Source organism: Flavobacterium aquiphilum, from assembly GCF_027111335.1.
GTDB lineage: Bacteria > Bacteroidota > Bacteroidia > Flavobacteriales > Flavobacteriaceae > Flavobacterium > Flavobacterium aquiphilum.
This window is the reverse complement of record NZ_CP114288.1, coordinates 1,288,149-1,307,091: the sequence shown is the minus strand read 5'-3', so window position 1 is coordinate 1,307,091 and position 18,943 is coordinate 1,288,149. Positions and strand designations below refer to the sequence as shown.

The 18,943-nt window shown below is 34.4% G+C and carries 31 protein-coding genes; 1 reads left to right on the top strand and 30 read right to left on the bottom strand.

Translation table 11 applies throughout. The features are described from left to right. Window positions 1-33 precede the first annotated feature (33 nt). On the bottom strand, window positions 34-402 hold the full coding sequence (locus OZP12_RS05385) for a CoA-binding protein (RefSeq protein WP_281228016.1): 369 nt from the start codon (window positions 400-402) through the stop codon (window positions 34-36). A 201-nt stretch (window positions 403-603) separates the two neighbouring features. Here OZP12_RS05385 and OZP12_RS05380 point away from each other — a divergent pair, with 201 nt between their 5' ends. After that, window positions 604-1,230 carry a MarC family NAAT transporter gene (locus OZP12_RS05380; RefSeq protein ID WP_281228015.1) on the top strand — a complete coding sequence of 209 codons (627 nt, stop codon included), beginning with the start codon at window positions 604-606 and terminating at the stop codon, window positions 1,228-1,230. A 183-nt stretch (window positions 1,231-1,413) separates the two neighbouring features. Here OZP12_RS05380 and ctlX read toward each other — a convergent pair whose 3' ends face one another. The 29 genes from ctlX to rpsS form a co-directional block, all read right to left on the bottom strand. After that, complete coding sequence (ctlX, locus tag OZP12_RS05375) at window positions 1,414-2,349, bottom strand: citrulline utilization hydrolase CtlX (RefSeq protein ID WP_281228014.1); 936 nt, start codon at window positions 2,347-2,349, stop codon at window positions 1,414-1,416. 67 nt (window positions 2,350-2,416) lie between these two features. Then, window positions 2,417-3,331 (bottom strand): dimethylarginine dimethylaminohydrolase family protein, encoded by a 915-nt coding sequence (locus tag OZP12_RS05370; protein ID WP_281228013.1) that lies wholly within the window; start codon window positions 3,329-3,331, stop codon window positions 2,417-2,419. 75 nt (window positions 3,332-3,406) lie between these two features. Beyond that, window positions 3,407-4,681 (bottom strand): citrate synthase, encoded by a 1,275-nt coding sequence (locus OZP12_RS05365; protein WP_281228012.1) that lies wholly within the window; start codon window positions 4,679-4,681, stop codon window positions 3,407-3,409. A gap of 153 nt (window positions 4,682-4,834) precedes the next feature. Next, window positions 4,835-6,127: a phosphopyruvate hydratase gene (gene eno / locus OZP12_RS05360; protein WP_281228011.1), complete on the bottom strand. Its 1,293-nt coding sequence runs from the start codon at window positions 6,125-6,127 to the stop codon at window positions 4,835-4,837. A gap of 118 nt (window positions 6,128-6,245) precedes the next feature. Next, window positions 6,246-7,349, bottom strand: a complete 1,104-nt coding sequence (gene carA, locus OZP12_RS05355) for a glutamine-hydrolyzing carbamoyl-phosphate synthase small subunit (protein ID WP_281228010.1) — start codon at window positions 7,347-7,349, stop codon at window positions 6,246-6,248. Window positions 7,350-7,646: 297 nt separating this feature from the next. Next, on the bottom strand, window positions 7,647-8,135 hold the full coding sequence (rplQ, locus tag OZP12_RS05350; RefSeq protein ID WP_281228009.1) for a 50S ribosomal protein L17: 489 nt from the start codon (window positions 8,133-8,135) through the stop codon (window positions 7,647-7,649). 38 nt (window positions 8,136-8,173) lie between these two features. Further along, on the bottom strand, window positions 8,174-9,166 hold the full coding sequence (locus OZP12_RS05345; RefSeq protein WP_281228008.1) for a DNA-directed RNA polymerase subunit alpha: 993 nt from the start codon (window positions 9,164-9,166) through the stop codon (window positions 8,174-8,176). 21 nt (window positions 9,167-9,187) lie between these two features. Then, window positions 9,188-9,793, bottom strand: coding sequence for a 30S ribosomal protein S4 (gene rpsD, locus OZP12_RS05340; protein WP_035637335.1), 606 nt, complete (start codon window positions 9,791-9,793; stop codon window positions 9,188-9,190). A gap of 95 nt (window positions 9,794-9,888) precedes the next feature. After that, window positions 9,889-10,272: a 30S ribosomal protein S11 gene (rpsK, locus tag OZP12_RS05335; protein ID WP_026714629.1), complete on the bottom strand. Its 384-nt coding sequence runs from the start codon at window positions 10,270-10,272 to the stop codon at window positions 9,889-9,891. Window positions 10,273-10,280: 8 nt separating this feature from the next. Next, a complete protein-coding gene (gene rpsM / locus OZP12_RS05330) occupies window positions 10,281-10,655 on the bottom strand; it encodes a 30S ribosomal protein S13 (RefSeq protein ID WP_278036357.1) in 375 nt (124 codons plus the stop codon). A gap of 2 nt (window positions 10,656-10,657) precedes the next feature. After that, entirely contained in the window at window positions 10,658-10,774 is a 117-nt protein-coding gene (ykgO, locus tag OZP12_RS05325; RefSeq protein WP_002987490.1) for a type B 50S ribosomal protein L36, read from the bottom strand. Between the two features lie 10 nt (window positions 10,775-10,784). Continuing rightward, window positions 10,785-11,000, bottom strand: coding sequence for a translation initiation factor IF-1 (gene infA, locus OZP12_RS05320; RefSeq protein WP_007136545.1), 216 nt, complete (start codon window positions 10,998-11,000; stop codon window positions 10,785-10,787). 3 nt (window positions 11,001-11,003) lie between these two features. After that, complete coding sequence (gene secY, locus OZP12_RS05315; protein WP_281228007.1) at window positions 11,004-12,350, bottom strand: preprotein translocase subunit SecY; 1,347 nt, start codon at window positions 12,348-12,350, stop codon at window positions 11,004-11,006. A 13-nt stretch (window positions 12,351-12,363) separates the two neighbouring features. Further along, complete coding sequence (gene rplO, locus OZP12_RS05310) at window positions 12,364-12,816, bottom strand: 50S ribosomal protein L15 (RefSeq protein WP_281228006.1); 453 nt, start codon at window positions 12,814-12,816, stop codon at window positions 12,364-12,366. A gap of 11 nt (window positions 12,817-12,827) precedes the next feature. Further along, window positions 12,828-13,010, bottom strand: a complete 183-nt coding sequence (gene rpmD / locus OZP12_RS05305; RefSeq protein ID WP_035637325.1) for a 50S ribosomal protein L30 — start codon at window positions 13,008-13,010, stop codon at window positions 12,828-12,830. Window positions 13,011-13,022: 12 nt separating this feature from the next. Continuing rightward, complete coding sequence (gene rpsE / locus OZP12_RS05300; protein ID WP_156101349.1) at window positions 13,023-13,547, bottom strand: 30S ribosomal protein S5; 525 nt, start codon at window positions 13,545-13,547, stop codon at window positions 13,023-13,025. A gap of 3 nt (window positions 13,548-13,550) precedes the next feature. Continuing rightward, window positions 13,551-13,901, bottom strand: coding sequence for a 50S ribosomal protein L18 (gene rplR / locus OZP12_RS05295; protein ID WP_281228005.1), 351 nt, complete (start codon window positions 13,899-13,901; stop codon window positions 13,551-13,553). A gap of 11 nt (window positions 13,902-13,912) precedes the next feature. After that, window positions 13,913-14,455, bottom strand: coding sequence for a 50S ribosomal protein L6 (rplF, locus tag OZP12_RS05290; RefSeq protein WP_281228004.1), 543 nt, complete (start codon window positions 14,453-14,455; stop codon window positions 13,913-13,915). A 19-nt stretch (window positions 14,456-14,474) separates the two neighbouring features. Continuing rightward, window positions 14,475-14,873, bottom strand: a complete 399-nt coding sequence (rpsH, locus tag OZP12_RS05285; RefSeq protein WP_035637318.1) for a 30S ribosomal protein S8 — start codon at window positions 14,871-14,873, stop codon at window positions 14,475-14,477. Window positions 14,874-15,032: 159 nt separating this feature from the next. Next, entirely contained in the window at window positions 15,033-15,302 is a 270-nt protein-coding gene (gene rpsN / locus OZP12_RS05280) for a 30S ribosomal protein S14 (RefSeq protein WP_281228003.1), read from the bottom strand. 3 nt (window positions 15,303-15,305) lie between these two features. Further along, a complete protein-coding gene (rplE, locus tag OZP12_RS05275; RefSeq protein WP_281228002.1) occupies window positions 15,306-15,857 on the bottom strand; it encodes a 50S ribosomal protein L5 in 552 nt (183 codons plus the stop codon). A gap of 2 nt (window positions 15,858-15,859) precedes the next feature. After that, window positions 15,860-16,174, bottom strand: coding sequence for a 50S ribosomal protein L24 (gene rplX / locus OZP12_RS05270; RefSeq protein ID WP_007803650.1), 315 nt, complete (start codon window positions 16,172-16,174; stop codon window positions 15,860-15,862). Between the two features lie 11 nt (window positions 16,175-16,185). Further along, window positions 16,186-16,554 carry a 50S ribosomal protein L14 gene (gene rplN / locus OZP12_RS05265; RefSeq protein WP_007803649.1) on the bottom strand — a complete coding sequence of 123 codons (369 nt, stop codon included), beginning with the start codon at window positions 16,552-16,554 and terminating at the stop codon, window positions 16,186-16,188. Window positions 16,555-16,556: 2 nt separating this feature from the next. Further along, window positions 16,557-16,817 carry a 30S ribosomal protein S17 gene (rpsQ, locus tag OZP12_RS05260; RefSeq protein ID WP_281228001.1) on the bottom strand — a complete coding sequence of 87 codons (261 nt, stop codon included), beginning with the start codon at window positions 16,815-16,817 and terminating at the stop codon, window positions 16,557-16,559. A 12-nt stretch (window positions 16,818-16,829) separates the two neighbouring features. Further along, window positions 16,830-17,021 (bottom strand): 50S ribosomal protein L29, encoded by a 192-nt coding sequence (rpmC, locus tag OZP12_RS05255; protein ID WP_163393986.1) that lies wholly within the window; start codon window positions 17,019-17,021, stop codon window positions 16,830-16,832. Between the two features lie 13 nt (window positions 17,022-17,034). Further along, entirely contained in the window at window positions 17,035-17,460 is a 426-nt protein-coding gene (gene rplP, locus OZP12_RS05250; RefSeq protein ID WP_077377761.1) for a 50S ribosomal protein L16, read from the bottom strand. 19 nt (window positions 17,461-17,479) lie between these two features. Beyond that, window positions 17,480-18,232 (bottom strand): 30S ribosomal protein S3, encoded by a 753-nt coding sequence (rpsC, locus tag OZP12_RS05245; RefSeq protein WP_281228000.1) that lies wholly within the window; start codon window positions 18,230-18,232, stop codon window positions 17,480-17,482. A gap of 5 nt (window positions 18,233-18,237) precedes the next feature. Further along, window positions 18,238-18,651 (bottom strand): 50S ribosomal protein L22, encoded by a 414-nt coding sequence (gene rplV / locus OZP12_RS05240; RefSeq protein ID WP_007803631.1) that lies wholly within the window; start codon window positions 18,649-18,651, stop codon window positions 18,238-18,240. A gap of 6 nt (window positions 18,652-18,657) precedes the next feature. Further along, window positions 18,658-18,936 carry a 30S ribosomal protein S19 gene (gene rpsS, locus OZP12_RS05235; protein ID WP_024981511.1) on the bottom strand — a complete coding sequence of 93 codons (279 nt, stop codon included), beginning with the start codon at window positions 18,934-18,936 and terminating at the stop codon, window positions 18,658-18,660. Window positions 18,937-18,943 lie beyond the last annotated feature (7 nt).

The following is an 18,943-nucleotide window of genomic DNA, read 5'->3' as shown; positions in this document are numbered from 1 at the left end:
AACTGCTATTTAAAAATTTAATCCTTCAAAAAATTAATATTCATTCAGTGTCAACAAAACCAATGTACAAGCTTCTTCATATCTTATATCGTTCAATTTCAACAATTGATAAAACTCTGGATTTTCAGTCCCCGGGCTAAACAAAACACGATTCGGCTTAAGATCGATTATGTATTTATAATATTCACTTTGATGTGTTGGATTTATATATAATGAAACAGTGTCTATATTTTCAACAGGAATCACATGGGTATTTATTTTAACATCTGCTATTTCCCCCTCATTTTTTCCAAAAACAATAACTGAATGCCCTTTGGCAACCAGCTTTTCGATTGCCTTAAAAGCTACTCTTTCAGGGTTTGGTGATCCACCTATTACCAAAGTTTTTTTATTCTTTGTCATTTTAATCGATATATGACACAAAAGTAATTAAAAAGCAGCTAACTAAATCATTGTTCAAAGAGAGAAACAAATCCAAGCACTATTCGTTTTTAAATAATTCTGATTTTTACTTGTCATTTTTTGAAATAAACAATTCCGTAATGCGTATTTAAACTTATTTATACATAAATTCGTAATTTTACAACCAAAACTGAAACCCTAATGGATTTATTTATTTACTTGTTTGTAGCTTTATTTTCTGTACTAAATCCAATTGGAACAGTACCAATTTTTGTTGGACTTACTCAAGGTGACTCCAAACAAGAATGCTCTAGAATTTCATTATGGACTTCAATCAATGTTTTTTTAATCCTAATCATTTCATTCTTTATTGGAAAATATGTTTTAAGCTTTTTTGGCATTAGTATTGATTCGCTAAGGATTGCGGGAGGGTTAATTATTGTTAGTTCCGGTTTTTCTTTGCTTTCGGGAAAATTCAATAAAAAGCGAGGAATCAATAAAAAGATAGAAAGCGATGCTCAAAAAAGAAACGATATTGCCCTAACACCTTTGGCAATGCCAATGCTTGCAGGCCCAGGTTCCATTTCCCTATTAATTGCGTTTTATCAGGAACACAACGCCACCAATGAACTGATTACTGCTACAATAGCCATATTAGCAATTGCATTTACCATTTTTATAATTCTTAGAAGTGCACATTATCTAGCTCAAATGCTTGGAGCTTCAGGTATTGTTGCTATTTCAAGAATTGTAGGTTTTATTGTTGTTGCGATTGGTATTCAATACATCGTAAGCGCTATAATCAACATCATTAAAGGAAATTTTTAAGTTTTAAAATCAAAAAATCCAAATTTCGATTACGTAAGCATTCGGAATTTGGATTTTTTATAAGTGACGGCAAAAATGCCTAGTGTTTCGTTTTTAGCCCTGATGGAGCCGGTATCCTCGTAGAGATAAAGGCGACAGCAGGAACCCATGCCTTTTGATAAGACCGATTGTTTCTCTCCTTATTTATTCCGTCGGCAGGAAAATCTCTGCCATCATGCAACGTGCACTTCCACCACCGCAAGCCTCTATGGTATCCAGACTGGAACTCAATATGGTAACGTGTTCCTCTAACTGTGTAATTTGCTTTTTGGTCAAACTTTGATAAGCCGAAGCACTCATTACCAAATACCTTCTATCATCGGTACCACTTACTTCTAGCATATTTCCGGCAAAATTATTCAGCTGGTCTTCGGTAATCAAAATAATATCTTTCTCATCACCTTTAAGGCTTTCAAGAACCATTTTACGTTCTTTTTTATCATCGATACAATCCGCACAAATAACAGCAAAAGTATCTCCAATACACATCATCACATTGGTATGATAAATTAATTTTCGCTCGCCGTTAACCGTATGAAAGGCTTCAAAAATCACAGGAGTAAATTCAAAATCTTCGCAGAATTCGATAAACAATTCTTCATCAGCCCGCGGGGAAAGCGCACAATAAGCCTTTGCATTCTCCCTGTCCAAAACCAAACTTCCCGTTCCTTCTAAGAAAAAACCGTCTTCTTCTGCAGAAGTATAATCCATAATATTATCGATTATAAATCCTTTTTCTTCCAAGGTATCCAAAATGTCTTCACGACGTTCTAAACGGCGATTCTCGGCAAACATAGGATAAAGCGCTACGTCTCCATTTTCATGAAAAGAAATCCAATTGTTTGGAAAAATACTGTCCGGCGTATCCGAACCTTCTCTATCATCGATCACGGTTACATCTACCCCCACTGAGCGAAGCTTTTCAACAAAAACATCAAATTCCTGTTGTGCTTTTGCATTTACAGTTGCCGGCAAAAGACCTTCAATAACTTTTTGATAATAATTATTCACCGCTGTTTGCTCATTCATGCGGAATGCGACAGGGCGAATCATCAAAATGGAGTTTGTTGTTTGTTTCATGTTTTTATGGTATTATATTTAAAAAATCATTTTGGTTAAAGTTAAACAATAAAACCCAAAAGATCTATTAATCCCTAATTAATGGCAATGTCGAACATCGTAACAAACCTTCTTGTTTTGAAATTTCGGCATAAGGAATTTCTTCTACCAAAAATCCATTGCCTCGTAGCCAGTTATTTAATCTTGTAAAATTCTTTTCGGAAACAACAACATTTGTATCAATCGAAAACACATTGGAATTCATATTATACATTTCTTCTCTCGTGATATGAAATAAATTGGCTGCACCAAAAAGATTTACCAAAAACATATAATCAGCTTCTTCTCTAAACCCTCTTTTATAAATTATCCCTTTGTCTTTTCCCACAGGCTGGAAACAACAATCAAGATGCAAAGCGTTATCGCGAGCCTCAATTTTAGATTTAACCAAATCAAACTCTTTTACAATTTTATTTGGAAATAACTCTTTTATAAATTTGACTCCTTGCATATTAGTTCTTGCCGTAATATAGCTCGCATAATCGCTTCCTTTGTATGTTCCAACAAAAATATAATCATTCCAAAGCATCACATCTCCTCCTTCAATATGTACTTCTTCTGGAGGGCGAACGACTTTCGCAGGATTTATTTGGTCGATTACATATTGAATCGCGTCCAATTCCCTTTCACGGTCCGGTAAAATATTAGATTTAACAAAAGTATCATCAATTACAAAACCAATATCCCTAACAAAAATTTGATTATAGTTTTCAATTATTTCAGGACGGAAAACAGTCACTCCATATTTTCGAAACACTGAATTTAAGGCTTCCATTTCAGCAATCATATCGGCCTCAACTGGATAAGTATTGGCCAAAATATGCTCCAAAGATTTAGGATCATAAGCTTCATCTATCTTTGGTGTTGGCCCATTACTATTAGCAGATCCCAATACTACAGCCCTTAATCTTGAAGTTTCATTATTAACATTTAATCTAAGCATTGTTATATTTTTTTATTCAAAGATAAAAAAAAAGCTTCACCGCAAAAGTGAAGCTTTATTTAATCTATTTAAAATTTATTCCTTAACATATTCTCTCAAAGGATAACCTGTGTAAACTTGTCTTGGTCTTCCAATTGGCTCTTTGTTTTCTCTCATTTCCTTCCATTGAGCAATCCAACCTGGTAATCTTCCAATTGCAAATAATACAGTAAACATATCCGTTGGAATCCCTAAAGCTCTATAAATAATACCAGAATAGAAATCTACGTTAGGGTATAAGTTTCTTGATTTGAAATACTCATCTTCCAACGCAGCAGCTTCCAATTTTTTAGCAATATCAAGAATCGGGTCATTAACTCCCAAAGTAGAAAGCACATCATCTGCAGCTTTTTTGATAATTTTTGCTCTTGGATCAAAGTTTTTGTAAACTCTATGTCCGAATCCCATCAATCTAAAAGGATCATTTTTATCTTTAGCTTTCGCCAAATATTTATCAGCATCACCACCTGCAGCATGAATTTCTTCCAACATCTCAAGTACAGCTTGATTAGCACCTCCATGTAAAGGTCCCCATAACGCAGAAACTCCAGCAGATATAGATGCAAAAAGTCCAGCATGTGAAGAACCTACCATTCTAACAGTAGATGTCGAACAATTTTGCTCGTGATCAGCATGAAGAATAAATAATTTATCTAATGCATCAATAATCACCGGATTTAATTTGTAAGGTCCTGTAGGCAACTTAAACATCAAATTCATGAAATTCTCCACATAACCCAAAGTATTATCATAATAATTCAAAGGGAACCCCATTCTTTTTCTATAAGTCCAGGTAGCAATAACTAAAAATTTAGCAAGAGTTTTACAAACCGCATCATACATGTCTTTTTCGTTATTGACATCAACAGATTTAGGGTTAAAAGCTGTCAAAGCACTAGTCAAAGCAGACAAAACTCCCATTGGGTGGGCAGTACTTGGGAAACCATCCAAAATGATTTTCATATCTTCACTCACTAAAGTGAATCTTCTGATATCATTTTCAAATTGTTCTAATTTCTCATTAGAAGGCAATTCTCCAAAAATTATTAAATAAGCCACCTCTAAAAAATGAGATTTATCAGCTAAATCCTCAATTGAATATCCTCTATAACGCAAAATTCCAAGTTCACCATCCAAAAAGGTGATTTCGCTTTTACAAGCTCCAGAGTTTTTATAACCAGGATCAAGGGTAATTACACCCGACATATCTCTTAGTTTACTAATATCTACAGCGGCTTCATTTTCGCTCCCAACAATTATTGGTAGCTCAAACTTATTACCGTCAATTTCTAATATTGCTATTTTTGACATATTTATTTATGAAATAGGATTAAGTTTATAATTTACCAAAACTAAGGAATTCCAAAGAAATTAAAAACTAAATGCTCACCGAATTTGTTAAATATTCAATAAAAAAGCCATTCATCGTCGATGAATGGCTCAATTACTATAAATTCATTACAATTACTTCACTTTGAAGGCCTTTTTTCCAGGAAAATATGCAGAATTCCCTAATTCCTCTTCAATTCTCAATAATTGATTATATTTAGCCATACGGTCAGAACGAGAAGCTGATCCAGTTTTGATTTGACCACAATTTAAAGCTACTGCTAAGTCAGCGATTGTATAATCTTCAGTTTCTCCAGAACGGTGAGACATTACAGATGTATAACCAGCATTTTTAGCCATATTTACAGCAGCAATAGTTTCAGTTAAAGTACCGATTTGGTTAACTTTAATCAAAATAGAATTAGCGATTCCTTTATCGATACCAGTTGACAAACGCTCAACATTTGTTACAAATAAATCATCTCCAACTAATTGAACTCTATCACCTATTTTTTCAGTCAATAATTTCCATCCATCCCAGTCATTTTCATCCATTCCATCCTCGATAGAAATAATTGGGTATTTAGTAGCCAATTCAGCTAGATAATCAACTTGTTCAGCAGAAGTTCTGATTTTTCCAGCTGGACCTTCAAATTTAGAATAGTCATATTTACCGTCTTTGTAGAACTCAGAAGAAGCGCAGTCAAGAGCCACAACAATATCATCCCCGAAAGAATAACCAGCAGCTTCAACAGCTTTTTTGATTGTATCTAAAGCATCTTCTGTACCACCAGCCAATGTTGGAGCAAAACCTCCTTCATCACCAACAGCAGTAGAAAGATTTCTATCGTGTAGAACTTTTTTAAGGTTATGGAAAACCTCTGTACCCATTTGTAAAGCATGAGCAAAAGAAGTAGCCTTAACCGGCATAATCATAAACTCTTGGAAAGCGATAGGTGCATCAGAGTGTGATCCCCCATTGATGATATTCATCATTGGCAAAGGCAAAGTATTTGCAGAAACACCACCAACATATCTGTATAAAGGCAATCCTAATTCTTCAGCTGCTGCTTTAGCTACCGCCAAAGAAACTCCTAAAATTGCATTAGCCCCTAAGTTAGATTTAGTTGCAGTACCATCTAAATCAATCATCATTTGATCGATAAGATTTTGTTCAAAAACAGAAGTACCAACTAATTCTTCAGCAATTTTTGTATTTACATTTTCAACCGCTTTCAAAACACCTTTACCCATGAAAGCTTTTCCTCCATCGCGTAACTCGTGCGCTTCGTGCGCTCCTGTAGAAGCTCCAGAAGGAACAGCTGCTCTTCCTAATATTCCATTCTCAGTAATTACATCAACTTCTACTGTAGGATTACCTCTTGAGTCGAAAATTTGTCTAGCGTGGATTTTAACGATAATACTCATTATTCTTATTTTTTATGTTATTAATTTATATTTTCACCAAAATTAAGCAAAAAAAATTACAAGTCTTTATTACAAAACCGTTAATATACTTATATTTATTAACGATAACGTTTTAGTCTTATGCAGATTTAATATTTTCGATAAACTGATCAAAAAGATAAGAAGAATCATGTGGTCCTGGACTTGCTTCAGGGTGATATTGCACTGAAAAACAATTTTTATTTTTCATTCTCATACCTGCCACAGTACCGTCATTTAAATGCAAATGTGTAATTTCTAATTCTGGATGATTATCCAATTGCTCTTTGTTTACAGCAAATCCGTGGTTTTGAGAAGTAATCTCGCCTTTACCTGTGATTATATTTTTTACCGGATGATTAATTCCACGGTGACCATTAAACATTTTATATGTAGAAACTCCGTTTGCCAAAGCAATAACTTGGTGCCCTAAACAAATACCGAATAATGGCTTATTATTTTGAATAATTTCTTTAGCAACATTTATTGCGCTTTCCAAAGGATCCGGATCTCCAGGACCATTCGAAAGGAAGAAACCATCAGGATTAAACGAAGCTAAATCTGCGTAAGTTGCATTATAAGGAAAAACCTTAATGTAACAATCTCTTTTCGCTAAGTTGCGTAGAATATTCTCTTTAATTCCTAAATCTAAAGCTGAAATCTTGTAAGTAGCATTTTCATCTCCATAAAAATAAGGCTCAGTTGTCGAAACTTTCGAAGCCAACTCTAAGCCTTCCATATCCGGAACTTCAGCCAATAGTTTTTTCAACTCTTCAACAGGCGTATCATCTGTACAAATAACAGCATTCATCGCACCATTATCACGAATATAACTCACCAATGCACGTGTATCTACATCAGATATGCAAATTAAATTTTGCTTTGCAAAATAATCTTCCAAACTTCCTGATGAATCAGTTCTTGAATAATTAAAACTAAAGTTTTTACAAATTAATCCGGCAATTTTGATACTCCCTGATTCAACTTCCTTATCATTTACCCCATAGTTACCAATGTGGGCATTCGTAGCAACCATTAATTGTCCAAAATATGAAGGATCTGTAAAAATCTCTTGATAACCAGTCATACCGGTGTTAAAACAAACTTCACCAAAAGTTTTCCCACTTATACCGATTGATTTACCGTGGAATATGGTTCCGTCACTTAATAGAAGAATAGCGCTTTTTCGTGTTGTATATTTCATGTGTAATTTAATATTGTGCAAATTTAGATTTTTAAAACAGTGGACGCAATGTTTTTCTACGAATAATTCAGTCTATTTGAAACCCAACAATAGTCAGTAACAAAATGACACTAAAATGTTTGAAAAAGATAAAATAAGATATTCTTAAAAAAACAGTTTAAAAAATCACCATTTCAATTACTAATCAACAATTAAAACAAACAATGATTGTTGATAGTTACTTTTAAAAAAATCAAAAAAAAAGGATAAACTATAAATAGCTTATCCTTTATTATTATCGAATGATTATCTTCATAATTATTCAGCGGCGTCTGTTGTAGGTTCAGCCTCAGCAGCTGGAGCTTCAACAACTCCTTCAGCTTTTTTAGCTTTTCCACCACGACGGCTTTTTGCTTTTTTAACTTCTTTTTTACCTCCGTTGTAAAGCTCATTAAAATCAACTAATTCGATCATTGCCATATCAGCATTATCTCCTAAACGATTTCCAACTTTAATGATACGAGTGTATCCACCTGGACGGTCACCTACTTTCGCTGCAACATCTCTAAACAAGTCAGTTACTGCATATTTACTACGTAAGTAAGCAAAAACGATACGACGATTGTGAGTAGTATCCGATTTTGATTTTGTTATAAGCGGCTCAACGAATTGTTTAAGCGCTTTAGCTTTAGCAACAGTAGTGTTAATACGTTTGTGCTCAATAAGAGAACAAGCCATATTAGCTAACATAGAACTTCTATGTGCAGTCTGTCTGCTTAAGTGATTGAATTTTTTTCCGTGTCTCATTGCTTTATGAAATTTAACCCCGATTAAACGGGATTAGATTATTCTTTATCTAGTTTGTATTTTGCTAAATCCATACCGAAGGTCAAATTCTTAACAGCAACTAGTTCATCTAGCTCAGTTAAAGATTTTTTACCAAAATTACGGAACTTCATTAGGTCATTTTTATTGAACGATACTAAATCACCAAGTGTATCAACTTCAGCCGCTTTCAAACAATTTAAGGCTCTAACAGAAAGATCCATATCAACAAGCTTAGTTTTAAGCAATTGTCTCATATGTAATGACTCTTCGTCATAAGACTCTGTTTGTGCAATTTCGTCAGCCTCAAGTGTAATTCTTTCATCAGAAAACAACATGAAATGGTGAATTAGAACTTTTGCCGCTTCAGTAAGAGCATCTTTAGGATTAATTGATCCATCAGTTTTGATTTCAAAAACTAATTTTTCATAATCTGTTTTTTGCTCAACACGGAAGTTTTCAATAGCATATTTTACGTTTTTTACCGGAGTAAAAATCGAATCCGTAAAAATAGTTCCAATTGCAGCATTCTGTTTTTTGTTCTCTTCAGCAGGAACATAACCTCTACCTTTCTCGATAGTTAAATCGAAATTCAGTTTGATTTTACTGTCTAAATTACAGATAACAAGTTCTGGATTCAAAACTTGGAAACCTGAGATAAATTTTTGAAAATCTCCAGCTGTCAATTGATCTTTACCAGAAACAGAAATAGTAACTGATTCATTATCAATATCCTCAATTTGACGTTTGAAACGTACTTGTTTTAGATTAAGGATAATTTCTGTAACATCCTCAACAACTCCTGAAATAGTAGAAAACTCATGATCTACACCTTCTATACGAACAGATGTAATTGCATAACCTTCTAATGCTGAAAGCAAAACTCTTCTAAGTGCATTACCAACAGTCAATCCGTATCCAGGTTCTAAAGGTCTAAATTCAAATTTACCTTCAAAATCGGTTGAATCGATCATGATAACTTTATCGGGCTTCTGAAAATTAAATATTGCCATAAATTTCGACTAAGTCAATTATTATTTGTTGTACAACTCTACGATTAATTGTTCTTTAATGTTTTCTGGAATTTGAAGTCTTGCAGGAACAGAAACGAAAGTTCCTTCTTTAAGATCATTATTCCAAGTAATCCATTCATAAACATGACTTGAATTAGATAAAGAACGTTCGATAGCCTCTAAAGATTTAGATTTTTCACGAACTGCAACTTTATCACCAGGCTTAAGGTGGTAAGAAGGAATATTTACAACCTCACCATTTACGGTAATGTGTCTGTGAGATACGATTTGACGTGCACCTCTTCTAGATGGAGCAATCCCCATTCTAAAAACAACATTATCCAATCTTGCTTCGCATAATTGTAATAACACTTCACCAGTAACTCCTTTAGTAGCTGATGCTTTTTCGAATAAATTTCTGAATTGTTTTTCTAAAATACCATAAGAATATTTAGCTTTTTGCTTTTCCATCAACTGAACAGCATACTCAGATTTTTTTCCTCTTTTTTTAGCCATCCCGTGTTGTCCAGGAGGGTAATTTCTTTTTTCGAAAGCTTTATCGTCTCCGAAAATTGCCTCGCCAAATTTACGAGCGATTTTGGTTTTTGGACCAGTATATCTTGCCATTTTAAAAAAATTTAAGGTAGAGATTATGAATTCAGGTCTTATCCTCCGATAATCTATGTTCTACCTTTGTTATACTATAATTGTTTTTTTGAGTATTAAACTCTACGTCTTTTAGGAGGACGACATCCATTGTGAGGCATTGGAGTAACATCGATAATCTCAGTAACTTCAATTCCACCGTTATGTATAGAACGGATAGCAGATTCACGTCCGTTTCCTGGTCCTTTTACATAAACTTTTACTTTTTTAAGTCCAGCCTCAAGAGCTACTTTACTACAATCTTCTGCTGCCATTTGAGCTGCATATGGAGTGTTCTTTTTAGAACCTCTAAAACCCATTTTACCAGCTGATGACCAAGAAATAACTTCACCTTTTTTGTTAGTCAAAGAAATGATGATGTTATTGAAGGTAGCAGAAATATGAGCCTCACCCGTTGATTCAACGATAACTTTACGTTTTTTTGTTGTTGCTTTAGCCATATTACTTATTATTTAGTTGCTTTTTTCTTGTTAGCAACAGTTTTTCTTTTACCTTTTCTTGTTCTAGAGTTGTTTTTAGTTCTTTGTCCTCTTAAAGGAAGACCAGATCTGTGACGAATACCTCTATAACATCCAATGTCCATTAAACGTTTGATGTTCAAAGAAATTTCTGAACGCAATTCACCTTCAATTTTAAAAGCTGAAACAGCTTCACGAATTGCCCCGATTTCGTCATCATTCCAATCTTGAACTTTTTTATCTTGGCTAACTTGAGCTTTTTCTAAAATCTCAATAGCTCTACTTTTTCCTAATCCGAAAATGTAGGTAAGTGCAATAACACCTCTTTTGTTTTTTGGGATATCTACCCCTGCTATTCTTGCCATAATTATCCTTGTCTTTGTTTAAATCTAGGATTCTTTTTGTTGATTACGTATAATCTTCCTTTTCTACGTACGATAATGCACTCGGCACTTCTCTTTTTTACTGATGCTCTAACTTTCATATTGAATGCTTTAATATCTATAAGTAATTCTTGCTTTTGACAAATCGTAAGGGCTCATTTCTAGTTTCACTTTATCACCAGGTAATAATTTGATGTAATGCATACGCATTTTTCCAGAAATATGAGCAATCACAATATGTCCATTTTCTAACTCTACACGGAACATCGCATTAGACAATGCTTCAATGATTGATCCGTCTTGTTCTATTGCTGATTGTTTTGCCATAAGTTAAGCTACTGCTTTTCTATTTTTACCACTTTTCATCAAACCATCATAATGTTTGTTCAACAAGTATGAATTAATCTGTTGAATAGTATCAATTGCTACTCCAACCATAATTATCAATGAAGTCCCTCCAAAAAACATTGCCCAAGATTGTTGAACATCCATCACACTTACAACAATGGCTGGGAACACAGCTATCAAAGCAAGAAATAAAGATCCTGGAAAAGTTATTAAAGACATCACTTTGTCAAGATATTCAGAAGTTTCAACACCTGGTCTGATACCTGGTATAAATCCTCCACTTCTCTTTAAATCATCAGACATCTTATTAGTAGGAACTGTAATTGCAGTATAGAAGAAAGTGAACACAACAATTAATGTTGCGAAAACAAAATTATACCAGAATCCAAACATATTACTAAAAGCACCGACAATAGATTGCGAAGCATCTGATTTTGACAATCCAGCAACAGCCGCAGGAATAAACATAATAGCTTGTGCAAATATAATTGGCATTACACCAGCTGCATTAAGCTTTAACGGTATCCATTGTCTGTTACCTCCCATCATATCTTGTTCGAAATCTCCAGATGTTGTACGACGTGCATACTGTACTGGAATTTTTCTTATTGCCATTACAAGTAACACGCAAGATATTATCACAAGCAACCAAATAATGATTTCAACAACCAATAGCATTGGCCCTCCATTATTATTGGTAACTCTTGTTGTAAATTCTTGAATAAAAGCTTGTGGCAACCTAGCCAAAATACCAACCATTATCAAAAGGGAAATACCATTTCCAATTCCTTTATCAGTAATTTTTTCTCCCAACCACATGGCAAAAATAGTACCAGTAACCAAGATTACTACTGAAGAAAATAAAAATTCAAAAGAGTTAAATCCCAAAATAAAAGCCGAACTAGGTAAAGTTCTGTAAAGATTGTAGATATAAGTTGGTCCTTGAACTAAGGTAATAACGATAGTTAACCAACGAGTAATTTGATTGATTTTCTTTCTACCACTCTCTCCGTCACTCTGAAGTTTTTGCAAATAAGGAATCGCAATTCCCATAAGTTGCACTACAATAGATGCAGAAATATAAGGCATAATCCCTAAAGCAAAAACTGACGCTTTAGAAAATGCACCTCCGGTAAACATGTCTAGAATAGATCCTAATCCATTTTTTGTTTGCCCAGCTAATCCTGTCAATTGAGTCGCGTCAATTCCAGGAAGTGTAACATGAGCTCCAAAACGATAAACAAGGAGCAAACCTAAAGTAATTAAAATTCTATTTTTTAATTCTTCTATTTTCCAAACATTACTTATTGATTCAATAAATTTCTTCATCTTAATTGTAATATTACATGATTACAGCTTCTCCACCAGCAGCTTCGATAGCGGCTTTAGCAGTTGCAGTGAATTTGTGAGCAGTTACTTTTAATTTAGCTTTCAATTCTCCTCTACCTAAAATCTTAACCAATTCATTTTTGGTAGCTAGACGATTAGCCACTAAAACTGTCATATCAACAGTATCAGTAATCACTCCATTATCAACTAATAATTGAAGAGTATCTAGATTAACACCTTCGTATTCTTTACGATTGATGTTAGTGAAACCAAACTTAGGTACACGTCTTTGAAGTGGCATTTGACCTCCTTCAAAACCAATCTTTTTAGAATAACCAGAACGAGATTTAGCCCCTTTGTGTCCTCTTGCAGAAGTACCACCTTTTCCAGAACCTTCTCCTCTACCTACTCTTTTGTTTTGATTGTGTGTAGAACCCTCAGCAGGTTGTAAGTTACTTAAATTCATAACAGTATTTGTTATTTAGCTTCTTCTACAGAAACTAAGTGTTTAACTTTATTTATCATCCCAAGGATAGCAGGATTTGACTCATGCTCTACAACTTGTCCCATTTTACGTAGACCTAAAGCTTCCAAACCTCTTTTTTGAGTAAGAGGGCAGTTGATTTTACTTCTAACTTGTTTTACTAATAATTTAGCCATAATTTCCTTGAATTAACCTTTAAAAACTTTCTCTAAAGAAATACCTCTTTGTTTTGCAACAGTATGAGCACTTCTCATTTGTAATAAAGCATCAAAAGTTGCTTTAACCACGTTATGAGGATTTGAAGATCCTTGTGATTTAGACAATACATCATGGATTCCAACTGATTCAAGAACCGAACGAACAGCTCCACCAGCAATAACTCCTGTACCATGAGAAGCAGGAATTAAGAATACACGTGCACCTCCAAATTTACCTTTTTGTTCGTGAGGAACTGATTGACCATTCAAAGGAATTTTCACTAAATTTTTCTTTGCATCTTCAACCGCTTTCGCGATTGCTTCAGAAACATCTTTAGATTTTCCTAATCCATGACCTACAACTCCGTTTTCATCACCTACAACTACAATAGCAGAAAAGCCGAAAGCTCTACCTCCTTTTGTAACCTTAGTAACACGATTTACACTCACCAAACGATCTTTTAACTCAAGACCACTTGGTTTTACTATCTCAATATTTTTGTATTTAGACATAATATATTAGAATTTAAGTCCAGCCGCTCTTGCGCCTTCCGCTAATGATTTAATACGACCATGGTATAAATAACCTCCTCTATCGAAAGTAACTTCACTTATTCCCGCTTTCAAAGCTTTCTCAGCTGCAAGTTTTCCAACTGCTGTAGCCACTTCGATGTTCGTACCTTTTCCTATTTCTTTTTCTCTTGAAGAAGCAGCTAATATAGTAACTCCGTTTACATCATCAATTAATTGAGCATAAATTTCTTTGTTACTTCTAAAAACAGATAGTCTCGGTTTAGCAGCACTACCACTAATCGTTTTTCTGATTCTGAATCTAATACGTTGTCTTCTTTCAGGTTTTGTTAATGACATAATCTTATTTTTTAAGCTGATTTACCTGCTTTTCTTCTTAATACTTCACCTACAAATTTAACACCTTTTCCTTTGTAAGGTTCTGGTCTACGGAAACCTCTAATTTTTGCCGCAACCTGACCTAAAAGTTGTTTATCATGTGATGTTAACTTTACAATTGGGTTTTTTCCTTTTTCAGATATAGTTTCAAGAGTTACCTCTGGAGCTACTTCTAAAATAATATTGTGAGAAAAACCAAGCGCTAAATCTAATTTTTGTCCTTGATTTGAAGCTCTGTATCCAACTCCAACCAATTCCAACTCCTTAGTAAATCCTTCTGTTACACCAACAACCATGTTACTGATCAAAGCTCTGTACAAACCATGTTTTGCTCTTTGGTCTTTGTAATCAGAAGATCTTTCAACTAGAACCTGATCTCCTTCAACTTTAACATCTACATCCGAAAATGTTTGTGTCAGTTGACCTTTTTTTCCTTTTACTGTAATAATACCATCTGCAACTGTAACAGTCACATCTGCTGGTATTCTTACTGGGCTTTTACCTATTCTTGACATCTTATTATAGTCTTTAAAATTAGTATACGTAACAAATTACTTCTCCACCTACATTTAATTGCTTAGCTTGTTTCCCAGTCATTAGACCTTTTGAAGTTGAAACAATAGCAATTCCTAATCCGTTAAGGATTCTTGGTAATTTAGAAGCACCTGCATACTTACGCAAACCAGGTTTACTAATTCTTTGAATATCTTTGATTACTGGCTCTTTAGTATCTTTATCATACTTCAAAGCAATTTTAATTGAACCTTGAACTGTGTTCTGTTCAAATTTGTAACTTAAGATATAACCTTGATCAAATAAGATCTTTGTTATTTCTTTTTTTAGATTAGATGCAGGAATTTCGACAACTTTGTGGTTTGCAGCCACAGCGTTTCGAACTCTCGTCAAATAATCTGCAATTGGATCTGTATACATATGTATAAAATTGCGGTTTTGGTTTTCTTGCCGGACCCTCCGGAAGAACCTGAAACCATTAAACTTACTAAATTAATCAACAGATAGTTGTCAATTTACCGACAAAAATCCGGCAAACTTACAACTATCTGTTGAAATATCAAAATCGCAAATAATATTTTACCAGCTTGCTTTTTTAACACCTGGAATTAATCCATTATTAGCCATTTCACGGAAAGTAACACGTGAAATTCCGAATTGACGCATATACCCTCTTGGTCTTCCTGTTAATTTGCAACGATTGTGCATACGAACTGGAGAAGCATTTTTAGGTAATTTTTGTAAACCGATGTAATCTCCAGCTTCTAATAAAGCTTTTCTTTTCTCAGCATACTTAGCTACCGTTTTCTCTCTTTTAACCTCACGGGCTTTCATTGATTCTTTAGCCATATCTTAATTCTTTTTAAAAGGTAAACCTAATTCAGCCAACAATGACTTTGCTTCTTTATCTGTTTTTGCAGTAGTAACAAAAGTAATGTCCATTCCAGATATTTTATTTACTTTGTCAATATCAATTTCAGGGAAAATGATTTGCTCTAAAACACCTAAATTGTAATTTCCTCTACCGTCAAAACCAGTTGCTTTAATACCACTGAAATCTCTAACACGTGGCAATGCTGAAGTGATAAGTCTGTCTAAAAACTCATACATTTTTTCACCTCGCAAAGTAACTTTTGCTCCAATAGGCATTCCTTTTCTCAATTTGAAAGAAGCAACGTCTTTCTTAGAGATAGTAGATACTGCTTTTTGTCCAGTTATCTTTGTTAATTCATCAACTGCATAGTCAATCAATTTTTTATCAGATACTGCTGCACCAACTCCTTTACTCAAAACGATTTTTTCCAATTTTGGAACTTGCATTACGTTTGTGTAACCGAATTCTTCTTTAAGAGCAGTAATTACTCTGCTCTTATATTCTTCTTTTAGTCTAGGTATATATGCCATTACTATAGTACTTGATTAGATTTTTTTGAAAATCTTACTTTCTTATCTCCTTCAACTCTGATACCTACTCTTGTTGTTTCCTTAGTTTTAGGATCAATTAAAGAGATGTTTGATATTTGAATAGAAGCCTCTTTTTTTACAATACCACCTTGAGGGTTTTTTGCACTAGGTTTCGTGTGTTTAGAAACCATATTTACACCTTCAACAATTGCTTTGTTCTTCTCACGGTAAACACGCAAAACTTTACCTTCAGCACCTTTATGGTCTCCAGCAATAACTCTTACGATATCTCCTGATTTTATTTTTAGCTTTATCATCTTAAAACGAATTAAAGCACTTCTGGTGCTAATGATACAATTTTCATGAATTGTTTTTCACGAAGTTCTCTTGCTACCGGACCAAAAACACGAGTACCTCTCATTTCACCAGCAGCATTCAACAATACGCAAGCGTTATCATCGAATCTGATGTATGAACCATCGGCTCTTCTCACTTCTTTTTTGGTACGTACAACAACTGCAGTTGAAACAGCACCTTTTTTAACGTTTCCGTTAGGTGTTGCGTCTTTTATAGATACTACAATCTTGTCTCCAACAGAGGCATACCTTCTTTTGGTACCTCCTAAAACACGGATAGTTAAAACTTCTTTAGCTCCTGTGTTATCTGCTACTTTTAGTCTTGATTCTTGTTGTACCATAATTATTTAGCTCTTTCTAGGATTTCAACTAATCTCCAACATTTTGTTTTACTCAAAGGACGCGTTTCGCTAATTCTTACAGTATCTCCAATGTTACAGTCGTTTTTTTCGTCATGTGCAACAAATTTCTTTGTTTTCAACACGAACTTACCATATAATGGGTGTTTTACTTTAGTTACCTGAGCAACTACAATGGATTTATCCATTTTGTTTGAAGTAACAACCCCAATTCTTTCTTTTCTTAAATTTCTTTTTTCTTCCATCTTTCAGCAGAATTATTGTAATTCTCTTTTTGTAAGTTCTGTAGCTAATCTTGCAACTGTTCTTCTTACACTTCTAATTTGAAGTGGGTTCTCAATTGGAGAAATCGCGTGAGCCATCTTTAAGTCAGCATATAGCTTCTTAGTTTGACTAAGTTTTTCTTGCAACTCCGCTGCAGAAAGATCTTTTATTTCTGATTGTTTCATAATATAATATAGATTATGCTTCGAAATCTCTAGCTATAACAAATTTAGTTTTTACTGGAAGTTTTTGAGCTGCAAGACGTAAAGCCTCTTTTGCAACTGACAAAGGAACTCCTCCAACTTCAAACATAATTCTTCCGGGTTTAACAACGGCAGCCCAATATTCAACGGCCCCTTTACCTTTACCCATACGTACCTCAAGAGGTTTCTTAGTGATAGGCTTGTCTGGAAATATTTTAATCCATAATTGTCCCTCTCTTTTCATGTAACGAGTTGCAGCAATACGCGCAGCTTCGATTTGACGAGAAGTTAAGAACATTCCATCTTCATGTACAGATTTGATACCAAACATCCCATTAGAAAGTTCATGCCCTCTTTGGGAATTCCCTTTCATTTTACCTTTTTGTACCTTACGGTATTTTGTTCTTTTAGGCTGTAACATTTTTCTTTAATTTAAAAATTTACTTTCTTTTACGAGCGTCTGGTTTTCCACCTTTATTAAAGTTAGATTTGCCACGAGGAGCATCTCCACCTTTACCACTACCAGCTTGTTTTTTATCCATTCCAGCAAGTGGGGAAAGTTCTCTCTTTCCATAAACTTCACCTTTCATGATCCATACTTTGATTCCCATTCTACCATAAGTAGTATGAGCTTCAGCCAAAGCATAATCAATATCAGCTCTGAAAGTTGATAGAGGAATTCTTCCTTCTTTGAAACCTTCAGAACGAGCCATCTCAGCACCATTCAAACGACCAGAAATCAAAACTTTGATACCTTCAGCGTTCATACGCATTGAAGCTGCCATAGCCATTTTGATTGCACGTCTGTAAGAAATTCTGCTTTCGATTTGACGACAGATGCTTGTAGCAACTAGATACGCGTCAAGCTCAGGTCTTTTGATTTCAAAGATGTTGATTTGAACCTCTTTGTCAGTAATTTTCTTAAGCTCTTCTTTCAACTTATCTACCTCTTGCCCACCTTTCCCAATAATGATACCAGGTCTAGCAGTAGTGATAGTAACGGTTACAAGTTTCAAAGTTCTCTCTATGATTACTTTTGATACACTAGCTTTTGATAAACGAGCATGGATATACTTTCTGATTTTGTGATCTTCGGCTAATTTATCACCGTAATCATTTCCACCATACCAGTTTGAGTCCCATCCTCTGATGATACCAAGTCTATTTCCAATTGGATTTGTCTTTTGTCCCATGCTGCTTAAGAATTGCTTTGTGTGTTATTGATAGCTCCTAACACGATTGTAACGTGATTAGAACGTTTTCTTATTCTGTGTGCTCTACCTTGTGGAGCTGGACGAAGTCTTTTCAACATCATTCCACCATCTACACGGATTTCTTTAACAAATAATCCAGCTTCTTCAAGATTACCTTCACTATTTTTTTGCTCCCAGTTATTGATTGCAGACAACAATAGTTTTTCTAATTTTCTTGAAGCTTCTTTAGAACTGAATCTTAATATGTTAAGTGCTCTTTCTACCTTCTGACCTCTTACCAAGTCCGCTACTAAGCGCATTTTTCTAGGTGAAGTAGGGCAGTTATTCAATTTCGCGAAAGCAATAGACTTATTAGCCTCTTTTCTCGCATCTGCTGTTTCTCTTTTACGAACTCCCATTGCTTCTTATTTTTTACCTTTATTTTTTGCTCCAGCATGACCTCTAAAAGATCTAGTTGGTGAAAATTCTCCTAATTTGTGTCCTACCATGTTTTCAGTAACGTAAACCGGTACAAATTGACGACCGTTGTGAACTGCGATAGTTTGTCCAACAAAGTCAGGAGTAATCATAGAAGCTCTAGACCAAGTCTTAACCACTCCTTTATTTCCACCTGCGATGTTTTCTTCAACTTTCTTCTCTAATTTATAATGAACGAAAGGTCCTTTTTTTAATGAACGTGCCATATCTTAA